Source organism: Pseudomonas sp. SD17-1 (genome assembly GCF_029201585.1).
In the GTDB taxonomy this organism is placed as follows: domain Bacteria; phylum Pseudomonadota; class Gammaproteobacteria; order Pseudomonadales; family Pseudomonadaceae; genus Aquipseudomonas; species Aquipseudomonas palmensis.
This window is the reverse complement of the sequence record NZ_CP104044.1, coordinates 3,328,164-3,346,653: the sequence shown is the minus strand read 5'-3', so window position 1 is coordinate 3,346,653 and position 18,490 is coordinate 3,328,164. Positions and strand designations below refer to the sequence as shown.

General features: G+C 53.7%; 19 protein-coding genes and 2 pseudogenes. 10 read left to right on the top strand and 11 right to left on the bottom strand.

Annotated features, from left to right (window positions below; translation table 11 throughout):
• Positions 1–123 precede the first annotated feature (123 nt).
• From N0B28_RS15200 to N0B28_RS15190, 3 genes are all read left to right on the top strand, one after another.
• Positions 124–1,596 (top strand): DNA/RNA helicase domain-containing protein, encoded by a 1,473-nt coding sequence (locus N0B28_RS15200; RefSeq protein WP_275727230.1) that lies wholly within the window; start codon positions 124–126, stop codon positions 1,594–1,596.
• 203 nt (positions 1,597–1,799) lie between these two features.
• On the top strand, positions 1,800–2,042 hold the full coding sequence (locus N0B28_RS15195) for a hypothetical protein (protein WP_275727227.1): 243 nt from the start codon (positions 1,800–1,802) through the stop codon (positions 2,040–2,042).
• Positions 2,043–2,518: 476 nt separating this feature from the next.
• Positions 2,519–3,319: a hypothetical protein gene (locus N0B28_RS15190; protein WP_275727224.1), complete on the top strand. Its 801-nt coding sequence runs from the start codon at positions 2,519–2,521 to the stop codon at positions 3,317–3,319.
• Between the two features lie 161 nt (positions 3,320–3,480).
• On the opposite strand, the gene N0B28_RS15185 is transcribed toward N0B28_RS15190, so the two are convergent.
• The gene (locus tag N0B28_RS15185; RefSeq protein ID WP_275727221.1) at positions 3,481–3,789 is read right to left on the bottom strand and encodes a DUF3077 domain-containing protein; all 309 of its coding nucleotides are present in this window, start codon (positions 3,787–3,789) and stop codon (positions 3,481–3,483) included.
• Between the two features lie 411 nt (positions 3,790–4,200).
• Positions 4,201–4,632: a GFA family protein gene (locus N0B28_RS15180; RefSeq protein ID WP_012051932.1), complete on the bottom strand. Its 432-nt coding sequence runs from the start codon at positions 4,630–4,632 to the stop codon at positions 4,201–4,203.
• A gap of 41 nt (positions 4,633–4,673) precedes the next feature.
• Here N0B28_RS15180 and N0B28_RS15175 point away from each other — a divergent pair, with 41 nt between their 5' ends.
• Positions 4,674–5,630: a LysR family transcriptional regulator gene (locus tag N0B28_RS15175; RefSeq protein ID WP_078480192.1), complete on the top strand. Its 957-nt coding sequence runs from the start codon at positions 4,674–4,676 to the stop codon at positions 5,628–5,630.
• A 260-nt stretch (positions 5,631–5,890) separates the two neighbouring features.
• On the opposite strand, the pseudogene N0B28_RS15170 reads toward N0B28_RS15175, so the two are convergent.
• Positions 5,891–6,061: pseudogene (locus tag N0B28_RS15170) on the bottom strand (FAD-dependent oxidoreductase); the annotation flags it as partial.
• 510 nt (positions 6,062–6,571) lie between these two features.
• Between N0B28_RS15170 and N0B28_RS15165 the strand changes: the two are divergent.
• The 6 genes and pseudogenes from N0B28_RS15165 to N0B28_RS15140 form a co-directional block, all read left to right on the top strand.
• Entirely contained in the window at positions 6,572–7,114 is a 543-nt protein-coding gene (locus N0B28_RS15165; RefSeq protein ID WP_043862990.1) for a redoxin domain-containing protein, read from the top strand.
• Positions 7,115–7,125: 11 nt separating this feature from the next.
• Positions 7,126–7,356: a thioredoxin domain-containing protein gene (locus tag N0B28_RS15160; RefSeq protein WP_275727209.1), complete on the top strand. Its 231-nt coding sequence runs from the start codon at positions 7,126–7,128 to the stop codon at positions 7,354–7,356.
• Positions 7,334–7,666: a thioredoxin domain-containing protein gene (locus N0B28_RS15155; RefSeq protein ID WP_275727206.1), complete on the top strand. Its 333-nt coding sequence runs from the start codon at positions 7,334–7,336 to the stop codon at positions 7,664–7,666. Before N0B28_RS15160 ends, N0B28_RS15155 begins: the two co-directional genes overlap by 23 nt.
• 98 nt (positions 7,667–7,764) lie before the next feature.
• Positions 7,765–8,865, top strand: coding sequence for a low temperature requirement protein A (locus N0B28_RS15150; protein WP_275727204.1), 1,101 nt, complete (start codon positions 7,765–7,767; stop codon positions 8,863–8,865).
• A 228-nt stretch (positions 8,866–9,093) separates the two neighbouring features.
• A complete protein-coding gene (locus N0B28_RS15145; RefSeq protein ID WP_043862987.1) occupies positions 9,094–9,396 on the top strand; it encodes a hypothetical protein in 303 nt (100 codons plus the stop codon).
• 194 nt (positions 9,397–9,590) lie between these two features.
• A pseudogene (locus N0B28_RS15140) lies at positions 9,591–9,773 on the top strand (potassium transporter); the annotation flags it as partial.
• A gap of 38 nt (positions 9,774–9,811) precedes the next feature.
• Here the strand turns inward: N0B28_RS15140 and N0B28_RS15135 are convergent.
• The 8 genes from N0B28_RS15135 to N0B28_RS15100 all read right to left on the bottom strand — a co-directional run bounded on the left by N0B28_RS15135 (position 9,812) and on the right by N0B28_RS15100 (position 18,182).
• On the bottom strand, positions 9,812–10,795 hold the full coding sequence (locus N0B28_RS15135; RefSeq protein WP_043862986.1) for an LLM class oxidoreductase: 984 nt from the start codon (positions 10,793–10,795) through the stop codon (positions 9,812–9,814).
• Between the two features lie 412 nt (positions 10,796–11,207).
• The gene (locus N0B28_RS15130; protein WP_123752480.1) at positions 11,208–11,774 is read right to left on the bottom strand and encodes a hypothetical protein; all 567 of its coding nucleotides are present in this window, start codon (positions 11,772–11,774) and stop codon (positions 11,208–11,210) included.
• Positions 11,775–11,973: 199 nt separating this feature from the next.
• The gene (locus N0B28_RS15125; RefSeq protein ID WP_104573060.1) at positions 11,974–12,606 is read right to left on the bottom strand and encodes a hypothetical protein; all 633 of its coding nucleotides are present in this window, start codon (positions 12,604–12,606) and stop codon (positions 11,974–11,976) included.
• Positions 12,607–12,717: 111 nt separating this feature from the next.
• Entirely contained in the window at positions 12,718–13,944 is a 1,227-nt protein-coding gene (locus N0B28_RS15120; RefSeq protein WP_104573061.1) for an MFS transporter, read from the bottom strand.
• A 48-nt stretch (positions 13,945–13,992) separates the two neighbouring features.
• Positions 13,993–14,379, bottom strand: coding sequence for an ectoine synthase (locus tag N0B28_RS15115; protein WP_043862984.1), 387 nt, complete (start codon positions 14,377–14,379; stop codon positions 13,993–13,995).
• 36 nt (positions 14,380–14,415) lie between these two features.
• Positions 14,416–15,498: an acyl-CoA dehydrogenase family protein gene (locus N0B28_RS15110; RefSeq protein ID WP_256589753.1), complete on the bottom strand. Its 1,083-nt coding sequence runs from the start codon at positions 15,496–15,498 to the stop codon at positions 14,416–14,418.
• Positions 15,499–15,589: 91 nt separating this feature from the next.
• Complete coding sequence (locus N0B28_RS15105; protein WP_275727194.1) at positions 15,590–16,624, bottom strand: class I SAM-dependent methyltransferase; 1,035 nt, start codon at positions 16,622–16,624, stop codon at positions 15,590–15,592.
• A 16-nt stretch (positions 16,625–16,640) separates the two neighbouring features.
• A complete protein-coding gene (locus N0B28_RS15100) occupies positions 16,641–18,182 on the bottom strand; it encodes a class I adenylate-forming enzyme family protein (protein ID WP_275727191.1) in 1,542 nt (513 codons plus the stop codon).
• Positions 18,183–18,490: the final 308 nt, after the last annotated feature.

The window sequence follows — 18,490 nt, the reverse complement described above, 5'->3', positions numbered from 1 at the left end:
TAAAAGAAGCATTTCAACTAGTAAATAACAACTGGGTGTAGAGCGGACATTAGATCCGAGCAGTGAAATAAATTTGCCAATGCGCAGGGCTTAGGTCTTGCAGGGGATTAGTAGGGGTGTCGCGTGAAGTATATCAATCTGCTGTCGTTGGTTCAGGCAAGTGACTCGTTGGCTCCATTGAGCTTTAATGCTTTTTTGGATCTTCATGGCATCCTGATCAAACCCTCCGAAATAATAGACTTAAAGGTTCTGCTTAAAGCATTATATGCTTTGCCAAGCAAGATAAGCGTCTTTGATAAATTTTATGTTGGCTACAAAATTCCTCAGATAGGTAAGGAGTTCGACCTGCTGAGGTTTGGGAGGGAGTTCATTGTTAATGTTGAACTCAAAAAAACTTGTTCGGAGGATAAAGTTAAAGCGCAGCTCATCAGGAATAAGTATTATCTTGGCTGCATTGGGAGAAAGGTGTATGCCTGTACGTATGTTGTTGATGTCGCAACATTGTATGGCCTTCAAGATGATGATAGCTTAGTTAAAGTTGATCTTGTATCGCTTCGAGATCTGCTTGATAGCCAAGAAGTTGATCGAACGGAGGTTGTGGATGATCTCTTTGATCCGTCAGATTATCTGGTCTCTCCATTTAACTCTACTCAAAAATTTCTAGAGGGAAAGTATTTTCTCACTCATCAGCAGGAAGAAATTAAGAGTCTAGTGTTGCGACATTTTAGCGGTCCTAAAGCAGCCAGATTCGTCAGCGTTGTGGGTAGCGCAGGTACTGGGAAAACTCTGCTTGTATACGATATGGTAGATGAACTTAGGAGAGCTACTAGGAATGTTCTTGTCATTCATTGTGGCTACTTGAATGAAGGACAAAATGAGCTGGTTAGAAATGGCTGGAATATTGTGTCTATAAGGAACTACGCCAGTTACAACCTGGCTGCTTATGATCTGGTTGTGATCGACGAAGCACAGCGTATCTACGCAAGGCAACTTAAGGACGTGATTGAGAAAGTCGAGCTAGCGAAGGGGAATTGCATATTCTCTTACGATAAGGTACAGACGCTCTCAAATTCGGAGGAGAGGGCAAAAATCGATGAGAAAATTAATGCCATAAACGGGCTGGTTGTGCATAAGTTGTCGGAGAAAATTAGAACCAACAAAGAAATTGCCGCTTTTGTAAAGATGCTGTTCAATAACAAGCGTAAATTGGCTTTGGAGGGGAGGAACAATATCCAGATTAATTATTTCAAAAGTCCGGAGGATGCCAAGTTCTATTTGTCTGGTTTGGGTGAACCTGGGTGGGAGGTTTTACGATTCACTCCGTCTCAGTATAACAAGGAGCATCACGAAGATTACTTTTGCCAGGATGAGAAGAATTCTCATCAAGTCATAGGTCAAGAATTTGATGGCGTTGTGATCACGTTGGACCGGTATTTTTCTTACGATGATGACGGGGAGCTTTGCTACACAGGGCGCGCATATTATCACCCCGTTATGATGCTTTTTCAGAATATCACTCGGGCTAGAAAAAATTTGAATTTAGTAATAGTAGACAATGAAAAATTGTTGAATCGGTGCGTGTCAATTTTACAATGAGTGATGAAGACGGCGCGTCCTCCAGCTTGCCTGTAGGACGCCGCCTTTCTCGTGCTTAGGTACCAGCTGCACGCGGGGCGGCTTGGACAGGCAATCTATGGACTCAGCAAGCACCGAGGGAAGATCCTGTAAGGCACCTTGCCCTAAATCACCTTGCTCCACGTGGCAGCGCACTCTTCATTCAACTGATGAGCGACCCAACAATGACCGAACTGCGAATCCCACTACAAGAAAGACCAATGAATGATTTTTACGATGACGCGCTGAAAGCATTCGACGTGGCAACCTGCGAGCCCCCCTACAGGAAACTAATGCATTCGCTGATGTGCGCACCGTATTTAGGGAAGCTTCTTGGTGCCCTGCTGGACTGTGAAGAAGAAGCTGAGCTTGTCGATGAAATATCCGGTAAAGCAGCATCAGCTCTCGACGCCGCAGCTCAGCACTAGAAAACTGAAGACACGGCTCGCTTCGCTTCACGGCTCAGCTTGGCAATTCGCAGCGGCGGATTCATATACGCCGATTCAACGCCAGGTTCTTGCCTATAGCCCCGATACTGCGTTACGGTCTGTGCCCTTGGCGGTACTCATAGAACCAATCGAGGCGCATGACCAGCCCGAAGACTGATCATGCGACTTGGCCATCAATAGATATCTTGTTCAATGTGGTCAAAGAAATTGGGGGCTATTTAAAGTGCCTTAAAGTTGCTGGTAATTGGGCTCTTAAAGTCGCCAGCGAAATCGGCGTACAGTTGTCAAATTGAGTTGTTGCAAATGGTCATGCGCCTTTAACTGGGGGCAGCCAATTGGAGAAGGTCTACCTTGAGGGTGTCAAACCGGTTTTTGACAAAAGTAAGCTATCGATTTGTTTGAAATGTTGAAGTTCTTAGCTAAATTACGCTGAATTTATTTCGGGGTCTACGTCGATGCCAAATTGCGAATACTGCCGCCAACCAGCAACCCTGACGAAGGAGCATCTGTGGCCAGCCTCCTTACACAAGCGCCTCTATGCTATCAATCAGCAGACCAAAAACATGTTCTGGCTAAGCAGGCTACAGCGCGACATTCCCAATGAACCACAAATACGTGATGTTTGCGCGCACTGCAACAATGTCACACTATCTAAGCTCGACGATTATATATGTAAGCTTTTCGACTCTAATTTCAAAAACATTGCAGAGCGCCACGCAGAGTTGGTGTTCGAATACGACTACCATCTTCTCAAAAGGTGGCTACTGAAAATGAGCTACAATTCCGCACGGATACACAATTCGCCAGACCGCGGCGCCCTTGAATGTGTTCTTCCGTACATCTTGGGCACTGACCTTCGAGTGGGACGATCAATCCAACTTTTCGTCCAACTCGTACACCCTCAAGAAATTTCTGAGATCGAGGCTAACAAGGGTGGTGATCCGCAAAAGAAGATCTTGGTTGAGCCGTCAATACACAGATTAGGACATGTGATATTCCGCGCCCACGGAGTCGGACAAAAGACTCTCAGGGCGATACATCTGCGTTCCTATACTTTTTATCTCGCATATTGGCAGCCCAATGGCGGGCGTGCAGAGCAAAACGACTTTGCGGAAGTATTCAATCTAGGGATGCATGGCGTACAACTCCTTCGCCCCTCCAACCAAAAGGTAAAACTTTTCTGCGATGGCATCGGTGCGTGGGACTCACTCAAGGACGCCCGCAACGCCCGCTTTTCCTCTGAGGTTGATGCGTAACATATTACTACACACCAGCCTCAGCCTTCGCCGGAAAGGGGAAAAATGGAAAACTGGACAGATTTATTTCCCGTGGCGTGACCGTCCGCTTCTGGCCGAACGCAGTCGCTCGCTCCTCTTTGCTTTCGATAGGCCGCGTCTGCGGCCCGTGTGTTGCGTTATCAGTTACTGACCGCTTTCGCCTCCATGCCATCAAGCACCGACTCGATCAACGCATTGCTCAATTCCAGCGAGTGTTGCGAGGCCATCAGCAGGCTTTTGAACTGCTCATCGGCGCGTTCGCAGGCTTGTGCGGTGGTGTCCTTTGCACACTGGATCATGATCGACAGGTAGACCAGCGCATCTTCGAGCTTGATGTCTTCGCGCACGGAAAACAGGGGAGGGTGATCGCCGTGGCAACAGCCGAAGGAGGTGTAGACGGGTTTGCGCGGGGTGTTGGGGAGTGGGGGATTCGGGACGAACTTAGCCATGTGGTGCTCCTTGATTAGTGGAGTCGACCCTGATTCGGATTCGGCGCTTTTTGCGCCTTGATTTATTTCAGGTGACCAAACCTGGACGCTGGGTTTACAGCGACCGGGCAAGGTTAAAGGGGTTGGGGTGGGGATTCAAGTTTCTGGCTGAGGGAAGGAGGAGGCGTTACCGTCTGAGTGCTGATGCATTCATTTTGACGATCTGGCTTGCTTTTGAATTCAAAGGTTTAAGGCGCGCAGAGCGGCCTGCGCTTGAGGCTGACTAATACGTTGCAGTCTGTTGCGGCAGCTAGAGATTCTGGCCGTATGCGGTCTTGGGTGAAAGACCGCTTACGACCCAAAGCGGACGTAGTCAACCCTGATAATTTGCCGCTCGGCGAGCGACATCTTCACTTATGGAAGAGCAAGCTCTTACCCTAATGCGGCGGCAAATGCTTCTGGCGTGGGGCTCTCCTGCCATTGTGCGATTGCTCCCGGCAGCACCAGCCATGGCTGCTTGCGCCGAGTCCAGATATGCGCAACCGGCTCGAAGCGCTCAGCCCCTTCCAGGATGCCGGCCCGTACCACTCGCATGCCGGGTGCTGCCGTCGTCTCGTTGAACAGCCGGGTATGACATGTACCGCAGGCATGTTGGGTAGACGTTTGACCTTGGTGTTCATGCTCAAAGATCGCCGTTTCGCCAGACACCTGAACAGCCGAAGCCGCGCTCAGCATGTGCAGACCAAACGCACTGCCGCTCCAGCGCTGGCAGTTCAAACAGTGGCAGGCATACAGCGGCGGCAATTGCCGCGCCACGATCTCAAGGGTGACTTGCCCACATCGGCACTGACCGGTGATTCTCATGCGTTAGTTCCTTACAATGACGCCCGGAAAAATGTGGGCGAATGATCGCTTTTCACGGGCTCTGGCAGAAGATCAAATTAGGAGCAACTGTTGGCCAAGAATGTATGAGCGGTATTGAATGGGAAAGCCAGCGTGTATTTCTCGCCGTGTTGCGCTCTGGTAGCCTGAGCGGCGCGGCGAAGCTGCTGGGTATCGCCCAGGCCACTGCGCGCCGGCGCCTCGACTGTCTTGAACACGCTCTCGGTGTGAGTCTGTTCACCCGCACACCTCAAGGACTGACGCCTACTGCCGGAGCGCAGCGCCTGATCGAACATGTGGAGGCCATGGATCTGGCCGCGCAAACCTTCAACCGCATGGCCAGCTCTGAAGCGTCGATGGATCACGGTACAGTCCGGCTGACCTGTGGCGAGTTGCTTGGCGTCGAAGTCTTGCCCGACCTGCTGCGCCCTTTCCATTACGAACACGTCGGACTCAAACTTGAGCTGAGCATAAGCGATGCCCTTGAAGACATCGCCAGGCTGCAATCGGATATTGCGGTGCGGCTGATGCGGCCCAATGAAGCGGATATCACGGTGCGGCGTGTCGGCAGTTTGCAGATTGGCATCCATGCCAGTGCCGGGTGCCTGGAGCGCTACGGTAACCCAACCTCCCTGCTGTCGCTGCGCCAGCGACCGCTGATCGGGCCAGACAGACGCTCAGCGGATTTGCGTCGGTTTATCGACTCTGGTCTGTGCGATGCCGACCAGCATTTCGCCATTGCCTCTGATCATCACCTTGCTCAGCTGGCCGCTCTGAGAGCGGGCTTAGGCTTCGGGCTCTGCCCGACTCAAATCGCAAAATCGCACCGACTGGTACATGTGCTACCACACGATTTTGGCTTTGAGGTTGAGGTGTGGATCGCAATGCACAATGACCTGCGCAAAATTAACAGGATCGCTCAGGCGTTCGAGGTTCTTGGAGAGCAGTTACATCAGTATCTATGCTTAGCCGATCAGTGAGCAGCGTAGGTCGGCTGCCGCTCCATCCGAAGGGCAGCTATGGGTCGATAGCGGTTAGGCGCGACCGGCAGCTTTCGACCCAATAGCTGCCCTTGGCGGAGGGCAGCTAACGGCCAAAAGCGGTCAGTGACAATATTCGCAAAGTCTACCGCTCAGCTTCCCGAAGACCGATCTCGACTATTCGTTAGGTACAGCACCATCGCTGCGCGAGCCGCATCTTTGACTGCTGCTCCGCGCAGTGCTGCAATGGGGTCACGTTATCCGTATAGGATGTTGCTCCATGCGAGTGAATCTCCAAACACTCCCGACGCGATACCTTCAGCCTCAACCAAGGTGATATTCGCGCCTTTATCAGCCAGGTGTTACGCCAGCGAAGCGCCCACGATGCCGGCACTAATGACAACGACTCGTTTGTCCAGAGCATTTCCCATAGCAACCTTCATTCTGTAGACCTGAAGGCGGTTTCAGTGTCTGCCTCTGGTCGATTTCTGCTTGTCGTAAGGGGCAGCAGTTGTCGTCCAGAAAGCAGATGTAAATTTGTCTGAAGTGGCGAAATAGCTGCCAAAATCATCGTGTTAAAACGCCGCCTGAAATGGCAGCAAGATAAGCGCGTGAGTGTTGTTGGCACTGGAGGGTAGCGAAAAATCGTTCAGCTACTACGGTAAGCGTCATCAACGACTATAGTCATTGGTGAGCCAGAGCGAATCTGACCATTCCCCTGCCAACCTGGCCTAATCCAATTCCGCGATTACACGGCGGATCTTCTTGTGTTCCTTGATGCGGAACGTGAACGTTTCGCTGCCGAAATCACTCAGGCTCAGGCTGAGATCGAGGTAGCGTTGTCTTTTTTTGAACCCCTTGATGGTGGATGGAGTTATCCCGCCGGGCACGTCGCATCCCACTGAGCACGTCCCAACCACCCATCTATCAAGGTTCAAGCTATGAATACTTTAGAGTTCGATGATGCACAAAAAACCAATGGCGACCGGGTTCAGGGGCCGCTGCCGGCCGGCACTGTCGCGCCCGACTTCACTCTTCAAGCAACCCCTGATCAACAGTTGTCGCTGCGTGAGCTAAAGGGAAATACCGTGATATTGGCGTTTTATCCCGCTGACTGGACTTCGGTGTGTGGTGACCAACTGACTTTGTACAACCAGTTGCTACCCACATTCAGAGAATACGGTGCGGCACTACTGGGTATCTCGGTTGACAGCGCCTGGTGTCATCAGGCCTTTGCCAAAGATCGGAATTTTCACTTCAGCCTGCTGGCCGATTTCGAGCCCAAAGGGGCTGTGGCACGACAGTATGGAGCGTACGAGTCCCAGCTCGGGGTTTGTAAGCGTGCGCTGTTCGTGATTGACAAGGACGGGATGGTTGCCTGGAGCTACGTCTCCCCGATGGCAATCAACCCTGGTGCGGACGGTATTCTGGATGCGCTGGATGCTTTGGCGAATTCGCCACAAAGCACGCCAACCAAAAATTAACAGGTGATTAGATGGCCACTCTCAAAGTCCCGGTAAGTGCCGACGACCATCGCCAGGGAAGTGCGCATGCCAAGGTCACCTTGGTCGAATTTGGCGACTATGAATGTCCCTATTGCGGTGAAGCTTATTGGATGGTCAAGAATCTGCAACAGCATTTTCGCGATGACTTGCTGTTTGTGTTCCGTAACTTCCCTCTGACCACCGGCTCACCCCCATGCATTGGGTGCAGCGGTCACCGCTGAGTATGCCGGGAGTCGAGGATTCTTCTGGGAGGCCCACGACGGATTGTACGAAAATCAGGATCGATTGGGCCTGCCGCTGTATCGCGCCATCGTTCTCAAACACGGCCTTTCCAGGGAGGAATTCGATCTTGCAATGCAAGAGGATACTTACATTCCCAAAATAAAAGCCGATTTCAATGGCGGTGTACGCAGCGGCGTGAATGGCACCCCAGCGTTTTACATTGACGGGCTTCGGTATGACGGAGTTCCAGAGTTCATCGGGATGAGTCAGATGATTGAGCTTTTGTTAGTGCGTGGACGAAATCGCTAGAGAGCCAAATCGGCTTGGCATCACCCACATCGGAGCCGGGGAAAAACCAACGTTAGCTTCCTTTTACATTGAAGAGGTGGGCACGGAGCCGGCAACTAATGAAATCTTTGAAGTATTATGAAGAAAATCGACACGCCACATGGTTGGAGTTGTTTTTTGACCTGACTTTCGTTGTTACGATAGGTCAAGTTACGCACACTCTCGGACATGTTCATGATAGGCACTTTGAACATAAGCAATTATGGACATTCTTACTGCTTTTTGTGCCGTTGTGGTGGATCTGGTCCAGTCACACGATTTATTCCAACAGGTTCGATACAGACAGCAATCTTCACCGTTTGGCAACATTATTCATAATGCTCCTGCTCATTGTGCTATCGGCACGGATCGGGGAAGACTTGGAAGTGAACTACCCGCTCATTATTGTCTGCTATTTTGGTATACGTGCAATCATCAGTGTTATGTATATTTCATCCATTAGTAAACTCGATTCTCGCGGCGAACTTTCCTCAAGGCTTGGCTTCGCCCTATTAGTTAGCGCAGTTATTAGCCTTTCATCCGTTATTTTTGACCCGCCCTTGCGTTACCTTGTTGCTTATATTGGGATTGTTCTTGATATTCTGTTTCCTGTATTTTTCTGGACTAAACTAAAACCGTTGCCAGCACACACAGAGCACTTGGTTGAGCGCATAGGCCTACTCACCCTAATCTTATTGGGGGAGTCAATTATTAGCCTTTCCGGAGGCTTATCTAACATTCAATGGGGTTATTATAATGTGATGGCGGCCATCACCGGATTTATCATGATTTGCAGTATCTGGTGGATCTATTTTGATAGTTTTTACTTGCTGAACAAACATCAAAGCAGGATGAGTGGGCACGCCTTAATCTACTCGCACCTTTTTCTTTTTATGGGGCTGGCACTTCTGGCAAATTTGATTAGGCATGCGATCCTGAACGACATTGCGATACGCGATTTCCAGATTATGTCGATCACCGGCATGGCCTTGTTTTTCCTAGGTAAGCAATATGGCTATTTCATAGCCGTGAGTAGAATAAGGAAATACATCCTACAAAACACGTTGACAGTGTTTTCTTTGGGCGGGTTAGTCGTGTTTTTACCCCGCGTCGAGTACATATTGGTCGGCCTGACAGCAACCATGATCTCTTACGTTTTTCTAAATTTCAGATATCGTTGAATCATCATTATCAGACCAGAGGGTGGGACCAAGTGAGCAAGTGGCTGACTTGCGGTTACATGCTGCCCACTACGTCGTTCTCACTGCTCGTGCGCTACTCGCCGCTACCCTTGGTCTATTTGGGTTTGTAATCCTGGTATCGTCGACCATAGTTAAGAGTCTCGGATGCCCCTCTTAGCTATCGCGATCTGATAGCGCCAGCCGCATCGTAACAACAGGAGCCACATCATGGTCAAAGTAGCGTTGTTCGTTCGCCTAAAAGCAAAACCCGGGAAAGAAAAGGATGTAGAGAGCTTTCTTTTGGGTGGCCTTCGGTTAGTGGAGGAGGAGCCAGCCACTACAGCCTGGTTTGGAATCCGCTTGGGGCCGTCCACCTTTGGCATCTTTGACGCATTCCCGGATGAAGCGGGCCGGCAGGCTCATCTTTCGGGCAAGGTCGCGGCGGCGCTTATGGCAAACGCTGCCGAGCTATTTGCCGAACCGCCATCAATCGAGAAGGTTGACGTCCTTGCGGCCAAGCTACCCAGCTAAGCAAACCCAATAGGAAGCTCCAGTCAGTACTGGGAGGCCCACGATGTATTTTGTGAAAATCAGGATAGCCTGGGCCTGCTGCTGTTCCGGGCGGTGATCAATCAAAACACTTGTATTGAAGATAAATGTCATGGCTAAAGTGCCGTGTCCAGGATTCATGCCATGCTTGCGCGCCCGGTATAAGTGAAAGGATACGCGCGCAAATCGTGTCCAGGGACGGCGTGGAAGCCGCACAGAATCTGCAAGGCAACGTGCTCATCACGGGTTTAGGCTGGGTAGGGTAGATTGTTTGCCGGGCACCGGTCGCTCATGGCGCGAAGATCTCCATCATTGATATAGAACCGGAGGTCATCCGCGCCGTGACACCTTATGGTTTCGTCAAGTGAGCATTCGTCGGCGTAGCAGTGACCGATGTTCAATGAGCTGCCTGACGCGGCTGCACTCCGAACTGCGCAACGATGTGCGTACCCAATTCCTCAATAACTTCCACCGCAGGGCGCTTGCCGTATTTGAGATTGAGAATGACGTGGTCCACGCCGATTTCCTCAAGCGACTCCAGCAAAAAACGTAGATGGTAACGTCCAAGTCTGAACCCCAAATGGATACGTGTGGGTGGCGTTGACGGATTCTCATCGAGATCGATGTACAGCGACTGAGTAAAGGGCTTATACACAGAACCACATTGTTTCGTGACCTCCAGTCGCCAATCTTCCACGACCAGCCGCTGCATGTTCGGAATGCGTGGATAGTTGATCCATCCGTTGCTCTCACGCGCGATCCAATCCAGTGACTGGCGACTGTTGCCGGTCACGAGCATTGGAATGAATTGGGTGGTCGGTTTCGGAATCAGGTCTGCGCCTTGCATTTCACCAGTGCTCCAGTGGATGGGCTCAAAACTGGTGCTGTGGGCGCGGCGAATCACTTCGTAGTGTTCTCGAAAGATCTCTCCACGCCTTTCGGGATCGACGCCAAATGCCGAAAACTCCACTGGCCGATCTCCCGAAGCAACCCCCAGAATCAAGCGACCAGTGCTCAACTGATCTACGCTGGCAGACGCCTTGGCCGTGTGCAGGGGATGGTGCAGCGGGATGGCGATGGAGGCGGTGCCAAGTGCAATCTCCGAGGTATGGGCGGCCATATAACCCAGGTAAACCCAGGGGTCGAAGACTTGGCCGACATCGCCGAAGCCAGGGTCGCGAAGCGGCACGTCGCGAAACCAGAGCGCGCAGAAGCCCAGCGCCTCGGCTTGTTTAGCCAGTGTGACCTGGTTGAGCATGCTCGGAGTGTCCCCGTCGAACGCCTCCATGGGAAAGAATAATCCAAGGCTCAAATGCCCCTGAGTGAAGGTTCGGCTGAACCCTCGATGCTGCTGGTAAGGAATCGTGCTCGGCCGATACATACGGATTGACCTCATGGCAGAACGTGAACAGCGCCCCCGTTTCCAGAGGTGCTGCGGCATCGGTCGCTTTTGAACGGCAGGTGGGGGGACTGGGTCTGGCTTTTACCCGTTGCGCCGTACTGCTGGTCGTGTGGACCGGACTCAGGGGGCAGTTGCTGGCGATAGGCGCGGGTTGGTCCGGGTGGGTGTTAAGCGGACGGTCAAAGGAAGTCAGATCTCTCGGCTCTATACCACCAGATGGGCAAGGCGTTCGAGGAATCATTCTATAAGCGTAGGCGGTTTTGCAGCTCTCCGCCATATTCTTACAATCGAGCCGCTGGTGGGCGAAAGTCGCGTATCGAAGGCAGTTATCGGTCGTTTCCTGCCATTCCAGAACGGCCGCTATTGGCCGATAGCGGTCAGCCAACGTGTCTCAAAAGGGATCGAGCCGTGCGTCGATGCCAGCCTGCTTAGCCAGCGAGATCAGGTTTTCGACGCAATCTTGCTCAATGATGCAACCCACATAATCGGCGCCGCCTGTATCCACATGCAGAAAGCGCTTCCCGAACCCGGTCAGCCATTGATCGAAATCGATCAGCACTTGCATCAGTGATGGCGTCTCTTCCAGCTTGTAGGCATAAATCTGGTCAATGCCGCTGGCTTCAATCAGTTTCGGTGCCAGGTACTTGAAATCATCGAAGCCGTGCACGTCCACGGCCATTAGAACCAGATTATTGAGTAACTGGCCTTTATCAGCGTCCAAAAGACCACTGACCAACGCGGTGGCCGGGTCTTCACCTAGGTTGTAATAGCGCGACACCCTTCTCACGAGACGCGCACGTTCCTTTTCAGGCAGCCGCGCCAACAGGGCCTGGGTGAACGTTTTCAGTTGCGCACCGAATGGATAAAGCTCACGCATAATCGCGGCATCGCTCAACCTTGGTTCATCGGGTGGGGGTTGTGTGAAGCGATCGCCGAACAATCGACTGAACAAGCCCATCGCCGTTTATTCTCCTTGGTGGGTAAAGCCTCTGGCGCGAAGCTTACCCCAGCGGTTCGATGACGGCGAATAGGGTCAGGGTTGACATCTATTCAGTCTACGTGTGGCAGCAATCGACCCATAGCAGCCATTCACGAAGGGCCGCATTCGGCCAATGCCGCAGCAGTGGGCGCCGCAGCATGAGTGCGAAGTCCTTTAATTACTCGACCTTTTTACCTGGCAATGGGGCCGTATGAATTTCGTCAAACATAGCGGTTGCCACTGAAGCAGCATAAACAATGTATTTCACATCACTTTCTTTGCTCTTGACTTCATAGATTTCACAAAGAAGACTTTTGTTGTTCTTGGGCAACGCTGCAGGCGACCAGGATGAAGGGCTCTTGAAGTTATACTCAGGGCCTTTGTACATTAAGGATTTTATGCCAACAACGGTACGCTTGTATTTTTGTCTGTCAGGTCTTTTGGAATTTTCATAGTCCCCTATAAATGATCCTAAAGAACCGGAGACAACATCTATGCACTCCTTGTCTAGCGCGGTCTCATAATCAGCAGCCGCGTAGGTTCCAACGCTGCCATGGTTGGAATAGAATTTTTGACGGGGCGTCAATTTCTCTTCTGGCTGCTTGGGTTTATATTCATCACCCTCGAAATGGTATTCGATGTACCCTCGCGAAATATCCACCCTGTTGTATATTTTTCTCTTTTCTATCACGTCTTCAAAAGTGTACCAGCGATGCTCAATTAGTGTGTGCTCGACGTCTAGCCCGCTCGCCATCACTTTTAAAGAAAGCACGGAGCCGAACAGGATATATGCAATGTTGATACTTTTCATGAGCTCGCCCAGGGCATGGTTTTTTAAAGTTTACTTGATTCTAGCCAGTGCACGATAGAGTTGTAAATTTAACTAATAGCAAAATCAACCTCAGTCAATGCGCCCCCTCACTCACTTGCCGGGATCTTGGCCTGCCTCCAGTGCCGATGCGTCGAGCTGGCCCGGTGCCTTTCCAAACCACCACAGCGCCCCCGCACCCAGCAACGTAGCCGACACAGCCAGCATCAGAATCACCCCTTGCGTGCCCAAAGGGGCAGCCAACAATGCCACCAGCAAGCCGGCCAGGGGCTGCGACAGATTGTTGAGCAAGGTGATCACCCCCACCGTCTTGCCAAAGTCCTGAGGCGCGATGACCCGCTGACGGATACTGCGCATGTAGACGTTGAACATCTTGTCGAAGCCGACGATCAGCAGAAACCCCACCACGTAACCGATCAGATCTGGGCTCCAGGCGCTGATGAACGCGCCTGCGACGATCATCGAATAGGCCACGCCCCCCATTACACCTAAAGACAACACCACCCGGGCGAGAAAAAACAGAATCACGATGGTGGTCACTGCGCCAACTGTCTGCAGCCCTGCGTAGTCATCCTTGCCGGCGCTGTACTCGCCGAGCACCATGGCCGCCGAGGTGGCCAAGGTGACCCCGACGATCAGGTTGACCCCAACCGCTAGCACGATGATCTTTTTCAGCTCCGCCAATGCGCGGATATGCCCGAAGGCGATGCGCAGTGGCTGCAGCCAGATATCCTGATGCTGCTCGAACACTCCCAGCGTGATGCGGCTTAGACGTTGCCACACCAGCATGCCGATGTCGGCCAGCAAGAACAGCACGGCCACCCCAAGCACCACCCAATGCCAGGCCCAGACTTCCAGTAACAGCGCTGCCACCAGCGGCCCGAGCACCAGCCCGGTCTGGTCGGCTATCTGCGAGTAGGCCAGGGTCTTGGCGTAGCTGTAGTGCTGGAAGATATGCGGCATCAGCACCTCTCTGGCCATGATGCCCTGCGTGGTCAGTACCCCACACAGCGCCGACAGCACCACCAGCCAGGCAATGCCGCCGAAAAGGGCGTAGAACACCACCGCCAGCACGCACAGAAGCGCTCGGTAGATCTGGCTGATGTGCAGGATCCTGATGGGGCAGAACTTGTCGCACAGGGCCCCGCACACAGGAAACGCCAGAAAGCGTGGCAGTGATTCAACGAAAAAAGCGAGCCCGGCCCAGGACGCACTGTCGGTGACCTGAAACACCACCAGCGGCACGATGAACAGAAGTATCTGGTCTGCCAGTCGAGAGAAGAACAGTGAGGTGAAAAAAGCCAGGTAGTCCTTACGCACAACAACCTCCTGCCGCTTGGCGGCGTGGCGTGACGGCATGCCGCTACATCAATAGGCAGAGCCCGAGTTGTCGTTGAGGTTATGTCGCTCGTCACCGCGCAAGGGCGGGTTGAAAACGCTCACCAGAATCAGATCCTGTTGCTTGCCCCCGCGCAGGTAATGGCGATCATGCTGGTCGAGCACATACACGTCACCGGGTCGAATCGGATAGACATTACCCTGCATGTCTTCGACTTCGCCTTCCCCTGCGATGCAGTAACACGCCTCCAGGTGATTGCGATACTGCAGCAGTGATTCAGTGCCAGCACGGACCAAGGTGTGGCACAGGGTAAAACCCATGGCGTCCCGCTCGGTGAGCAGGCGATGGCTTGTGCCGGCGCCCCATTCGACAAAGTACGGGGTTTTCTCGACGTCGGATTTGTTGCGAACGAACATATAGGCCTCTCTGGCAATGCAGGGATTAAGAAGGGGTCAGGCCGGTTCTGTATTTGTACTGACGGGAAGCAGGATGTTTTTGCCGCAGGCCAGCATCGCGTCGCTCCAGACCAGGTCGCGGTGCGCGGCCATGGCCTGAATATCGCGCCAGTGACGCTGAAGCGGATTGCCAGTCACCAGCGACGAGGCGCCCAGCCGCTCGACCAGGCGCTGCACCACCTGCACGCATTGTCGTGCCAGATAGGCGCGGTCGCGTTTGAGTAGCAACAGTTGCGCTGCGTCCAGAGCGTGGCTACGAATACCGGCGTCATGCAACCGGGAAATCAGCGAGTCATACAGCAGCCTGGCGCTGTAGAGCTGCGCCGAGGAGTGGGACACCTTTTCGGCGTAGCGTGGATCGCTGGACAGAGGCGATCCGGCCAGGGTCGCCACATATTCGGCATGCGCGCCCTCGGCACAACCCAGTAGCGGGCCGATGATGGAGGTAGTGAGGTAGGGTGCTAGCGGAAGCCCGTCGATATAGTCGGCGCCGGGTGCGAGCGGGCGCTGGCCAAATATTTCGTTCAAGGGGAAGGCCTGTTCGTGGGGCACCAGCAACTGGTGGGCCAGCACATCGTGCGAACCGGTTGCCGCCATGCCGTAGCTATCCCAGCTGTCCAGCTTCTGGACCTTGTGCGCAGCGACCAGCAGTAGGAAACGCGGGGTCCGCTCGGCATCCGGGTGGTTCGGGCAGGGGGCATTGAGTATCAACCACGTGGCGTTCTCGATGCCCGAGCTGAAGCGCCAGCGCCCGCTAACCCGAACGCCCTCGGCCTCGAATGACAACTGGCTGTCTGCGCTGTTGGAAGCTGAGGCGAACAGCTGTCGAGGGCCTTCGGCGTATAGCCGGGCTTGGCAGGATGGAGGCAGGCGCCGAGCGATGCAGCTGTGGCCGCCCACCAGGGCCAGCATCCAGCCCGTGGAGGCACAGCCCATGGCTGCGATGCGCGCGCTCTCCACCAGTGTTGGCCAGTGCCCGCTGCTGGTGGCCGGGGCGCGGGGTGACAGCAGGTCCAGCCAACCGCCAGCAAACAGCTCGGTGAACGTAGCGCTGTTCAAGCGGCGGTTTTTTTCTGCCACGCTCGCTCGTTCCCGCCAGCCTGGCAGGTGTTGTCGGGCTCGTTGACAGAGTGCGGGCAGGGCCGCCTGGTGAGGCATCTGTTCAGCGAAATCAAACATTACCCGAGCCCCCATCATCGCTCGGCGAGGACGAAATGGCGCCCAGGCGCGTGCTTTCAAAGCTGAAGTCTGCGGGTTGCACCACCGGGCCCAGCAGACTGAGGAAGTGTTCGATTTTCTCCGGGTCGTCAGAGGCGACGAATTCGCAGAAGTTACTGCTGCTCCAGAGGAGGTGAACGTGATTGAAATGGGTCGAGAGGGTGCTGACTAACTCTTCCAAGGTGACCTGGCCGTTTTGCATCTGTTGGAGCATCTGTTGGCGTTTCCAGCGAATTTCTTCTTCGCTGAAGTAGCGAGCTTTGAACACCTCGTCCTTGATGCGCTCCCGACGCAGGTATTCCATAGGGTCGGGGTGGTTAAGCTTCTCAAGAAAAAATGCCAACCCCCCAGGTTTGAGAAATTGCTTGATATGGCTGATTTGCCGATTGCGGTCACGGCTATAGAACTGGAACGCGGCCATTTCATAAATGAACTCAAAACCCAGGTTGAAGCTCTCGTATTCGGGGCTTTGCAAGAGGGGCGGGCACACCTTGAAGAAAGACTGCGGATAGAACCGCGACAATGCCGGGTCTGCGTGCCTGTCGAAGGTGATCTGGTTCGCCCGATTGGGAGATGAGGTGAAGCTGCGGATCAGGCCTTGCGAATGGCCGGCCAGAGCACGGCCGTTACTGCCATCAAAGGCATCTACTTCGAACAGGCTGAAGGTCTGGCCGGCTTCTGTGGTGCGGGCCTGGGCCAGGCGGGTCAGGGCTACGCCAACCCTAGACAGCTCTTCGAGAATGTATGGAACACTGGCGAGGAAATGAGAAAAGAGTGGCCCCGCACCCTCTATCAAGCGGTCATGGTAGTCAAGGACTCGTGGGTCTTCGATCTTCGACTTCAGATGGCTGTGCAGGGATTGCAAGGGCACTTGGCTGGCGCCTGTTGCCAGGCTATGGAAGTGGCCGGCCAATTTGAGCATGGCGCTTTGTTGCAGGTCCTGGTCCAAATTGGCGTCGTCCAGTAGAGGCTGGGTACAAGTGGTCATTTTGTCATTCCTGCCATCAGATCAGTCCTTGGGTGGTGAACTTGCCTGAGTCGGTTCTCGGCAAAGCTTCGAGGAATACGAAGTGGGTGGGCACCATGTGCCAGTCCAGCCGGGCTTTGCAGTGATCGAGCAGAGCTTGCTCGCTGGTCTGGTCATGGCCCGCTGCAAGCACGATGCAGGCCCTTGGCACGTGGCCGGCCGATTCGTCGGCGACAGGCACAACCAGCACCTCGGCCACCGCTGGGTGCGCGGCCAGGCACTGCTCGATTTCCAGCGGGTTGACCATCCAGATATTGCGTGCGAACACATCGTCCTTGCGGGCCACGTAGTAGAGGTAACCCTGAGCGTCCTGCTTGAACAGATCGCCAGTGCGGAACATCCGAGAATGACCGAAGGCATCGTGTACGAAGGCCTTGGCATTGGCCTCGGGCATGTTCCAGTACTCGAGCATCAGGTAGTCGCTGGTTACCAGCAGCTCACCGATTTGGCCGGGCTGGTCGATGGCTCGACCCTGTTCGTCCACAAGGCAAATGCTGATGCCAGGCAGGGGTTTGCCCACTGAAGTTGGGCGCTCGTCGATTTGCCCGGGGGGCAGGTAGCTGACGCGCTTGCACTCTGTGAGCCCGTAGCTGGAAAAGAGCTTCACCCTGGGCAGCACATTGCGTACCTGCTGAATTTGGCGGACGTGCAGGGCCTGTCCGCTGCTGGAAATGTAGCGCAGGCTGGGGACCCGAACCTGCCATTCAGGGCCAGCATTGGCTAGCAGGGAAAATACCGGGGGGAAGACATGCATCGCCGTGACTGCCTCGCGCTCGACAACCGCGAGCACATCGTCGGCGGTGCTGGCGGGGCGGCTTTCTATGACGCTGGTGGCGCCGGCGAACAGCGGCATCACCACGTTGTAGACGCCATAGTCGGAACCCAGCGTCGAATAGCTGAGGATGCGGTCGTCGGGTTTGATCTGCAGGTACTCGGTGACCCGGCTGCAGGCCGCTAGCATGATCCGATGATTGACCAGCACCCCTTTGGGATTGAAGCTCGAACCCGAGGTATAGAAGATCGAGGTGGGTTGCTCGGAGTCTATGACTAGCGGCATAGCGGCCGGGGCATTCTGATCCCTGTACGAGGCGATGGCATCAGCCAGTCGGATGACCTTTGGCGCAGCCGCGAATACCGGACCGGTGAGCAAAATCAGCTCCAGTCCGACTTCCTCAATCAGATCCGGCAGACCCTCGGTACAGTCGGTAATCAGCACACGCGTGCCTGAATCCTTGAGCTGATGAACCAGCTTCTCGCGACTTAGTGTGTGATGAGTTGCAGCGGTGATTGCCCCGACTTGCAGGATGGCCAGATAAGCAGCGATCAGCTCGACGGAAATGGCTGAGTACAGACCCACACGGTCGCCTGTTGCAATGCCCACCGTCTGCAGCAAGGAGGCGACGTCATCCGCATGCTGTTGCAGCACTTGATAAGGCGTTGTGATGCCATCCAGCACAATGGCCGACTTGGTAGGGTATTTAGTAGCATTATCTGCAATGACGTGATGGAGAAGCTGCATGGCTGAACATCCTTTCAGACTCAACGTTGGCAGTTACTTCGGTTTGTTATGCAGCAAGGCTTTCATCAGCCTTGGCTCTTCCGGATGACGAGGCAGTTCTATATTTATTATGGGGTGGTGGTTATTTAAAAGTGCCGGGCGGCTACGTGATGAAAAATATACTTCCATCTGGCGGGCAGGCCTGTCAAGTCGCGGTGCGACTGGGCAGAAGTTATTTTGTCACTGCCCGGTGACGTACTTAAGTTTTGAGTGTTAATGGTGTTTTTGGTCGAGAGGTGTTGGTTGCTGCAGTGGTAGGAAGTTTCCTA

What these genes read in the sequence shown, in the direction of transcription:
- N0B28_RS15195 (WP_275727227.1), top strand. Translation starts at nt 1,800, where the DNA reads ATGACCGAACTGCGAATCCCACTACAAGAAAGACCAATGAATGATTTT.
- N0B28_RS15190 (WP_275727224.1), top strand. Translation starts at nt 2,519, where the DNA reads ATGCCAAATTGCGAATACTGCCGCCAACCAGCAACCCTGACGAAGGAG.
- N0B28_RS15185 (WP_275727221.1), bottom strand. Translation starts at nt 3,789, where the DNA reads ATGGCTAAGTTCGTCCCGAATCCCCCACTCCCCAACACCCCGCGCAAA.
- N0B28_RS15180 (WP_012051932.1), bottom strand. Translation starts at nt 4,632, where the DNA reads ATGAGAATCACCGGTCAGTGCCGATGTGGGCAAGTCACCCTTGAGATC.
- N0B28_RS15175 (WP_078480192.1), top strand. Translation starts at nt 4,674, where the DNA reads ATGATCGCTTTTCACGGGCTCTGGCAGAAGATCAAATTAGGAGCAACT.
- N0B28_RS15165 (WP_043862990.1), top strand. Translation starts at nt 6,572, where the DNA reads ATGAATACTTTAGAGTTCGATGATGCACAAAAAACCAATGGCGACCGG.
- N0B28_RS15160 (WP_275727209.1), top strand. Translation starts at nt 7,126, where the DNA reads ATGGCCACTCTCAAAGTCCCGGTAAGTGCCGACGACCATCGCCAGGGA.
- N0B28_RS15150 (WP_275727204.1), top strand. Translation starts at nt 7,765, where the DNA reads ATGAAATCTTTGAAGTATTATGAAGAAAATCGACACGCCACATGGTTG.
- N0B28_RS15145 (WP_043862987.1), top strand. Translation starts at nt 9,094, where the DNA reads ATGGTCAAAGTAGCGTTGTTCGTTCGCCTAAAAGCAAAACCCGGGAAA.
- N0B28_RS15135 (WP_043862986.1), bottom strand. Translation starts at nt 10,795, where the DNA reads ATGTATCGGCCGAGCACGATTCCTTACCAGCAGCATCGAGGGTTCAGC.
- N0B28_RS15130 (WP_123752480.1), bottom strand. Translation starts at nt 11,774, where the DNA reads ATGGGCTTGTTCAGTCGATTGTTCGGCGATCGCTTCACACAACCCCCA.
- N0B28_RS15125 (WP_104573060.1), bottom strand. Translation starts at nt 12,606, where the DNA reads ATGAAAAGTATCAACATTGCATATATCCTGTTCGGCTCCGTGCTTTCT.
- N0B28_RS15115 (WP_043862984.1), bottom strand. Translation starts at nt 14,379, where the DNA reads ATGTTCGTTCGCAACAAATCCGACGTCGAGAAAACCCCGTACTTTGTC.
- N0B28_RS15105 (WP_275727194.1), bottom strand. Translation starts at nt 16,624, where the DNA reads ATGACCACTTGTACCCAGCCTCTACTGGACGACGCCAATTTGGACCAG.
- N0B28_RS15100 (WP_275727191.1), bottom strand. Translation starts at nt 18,182, where the DNA reads ATGCAGCTTCTCCATCACGTCATTGCAGATAATGCTACTAAATACCCT.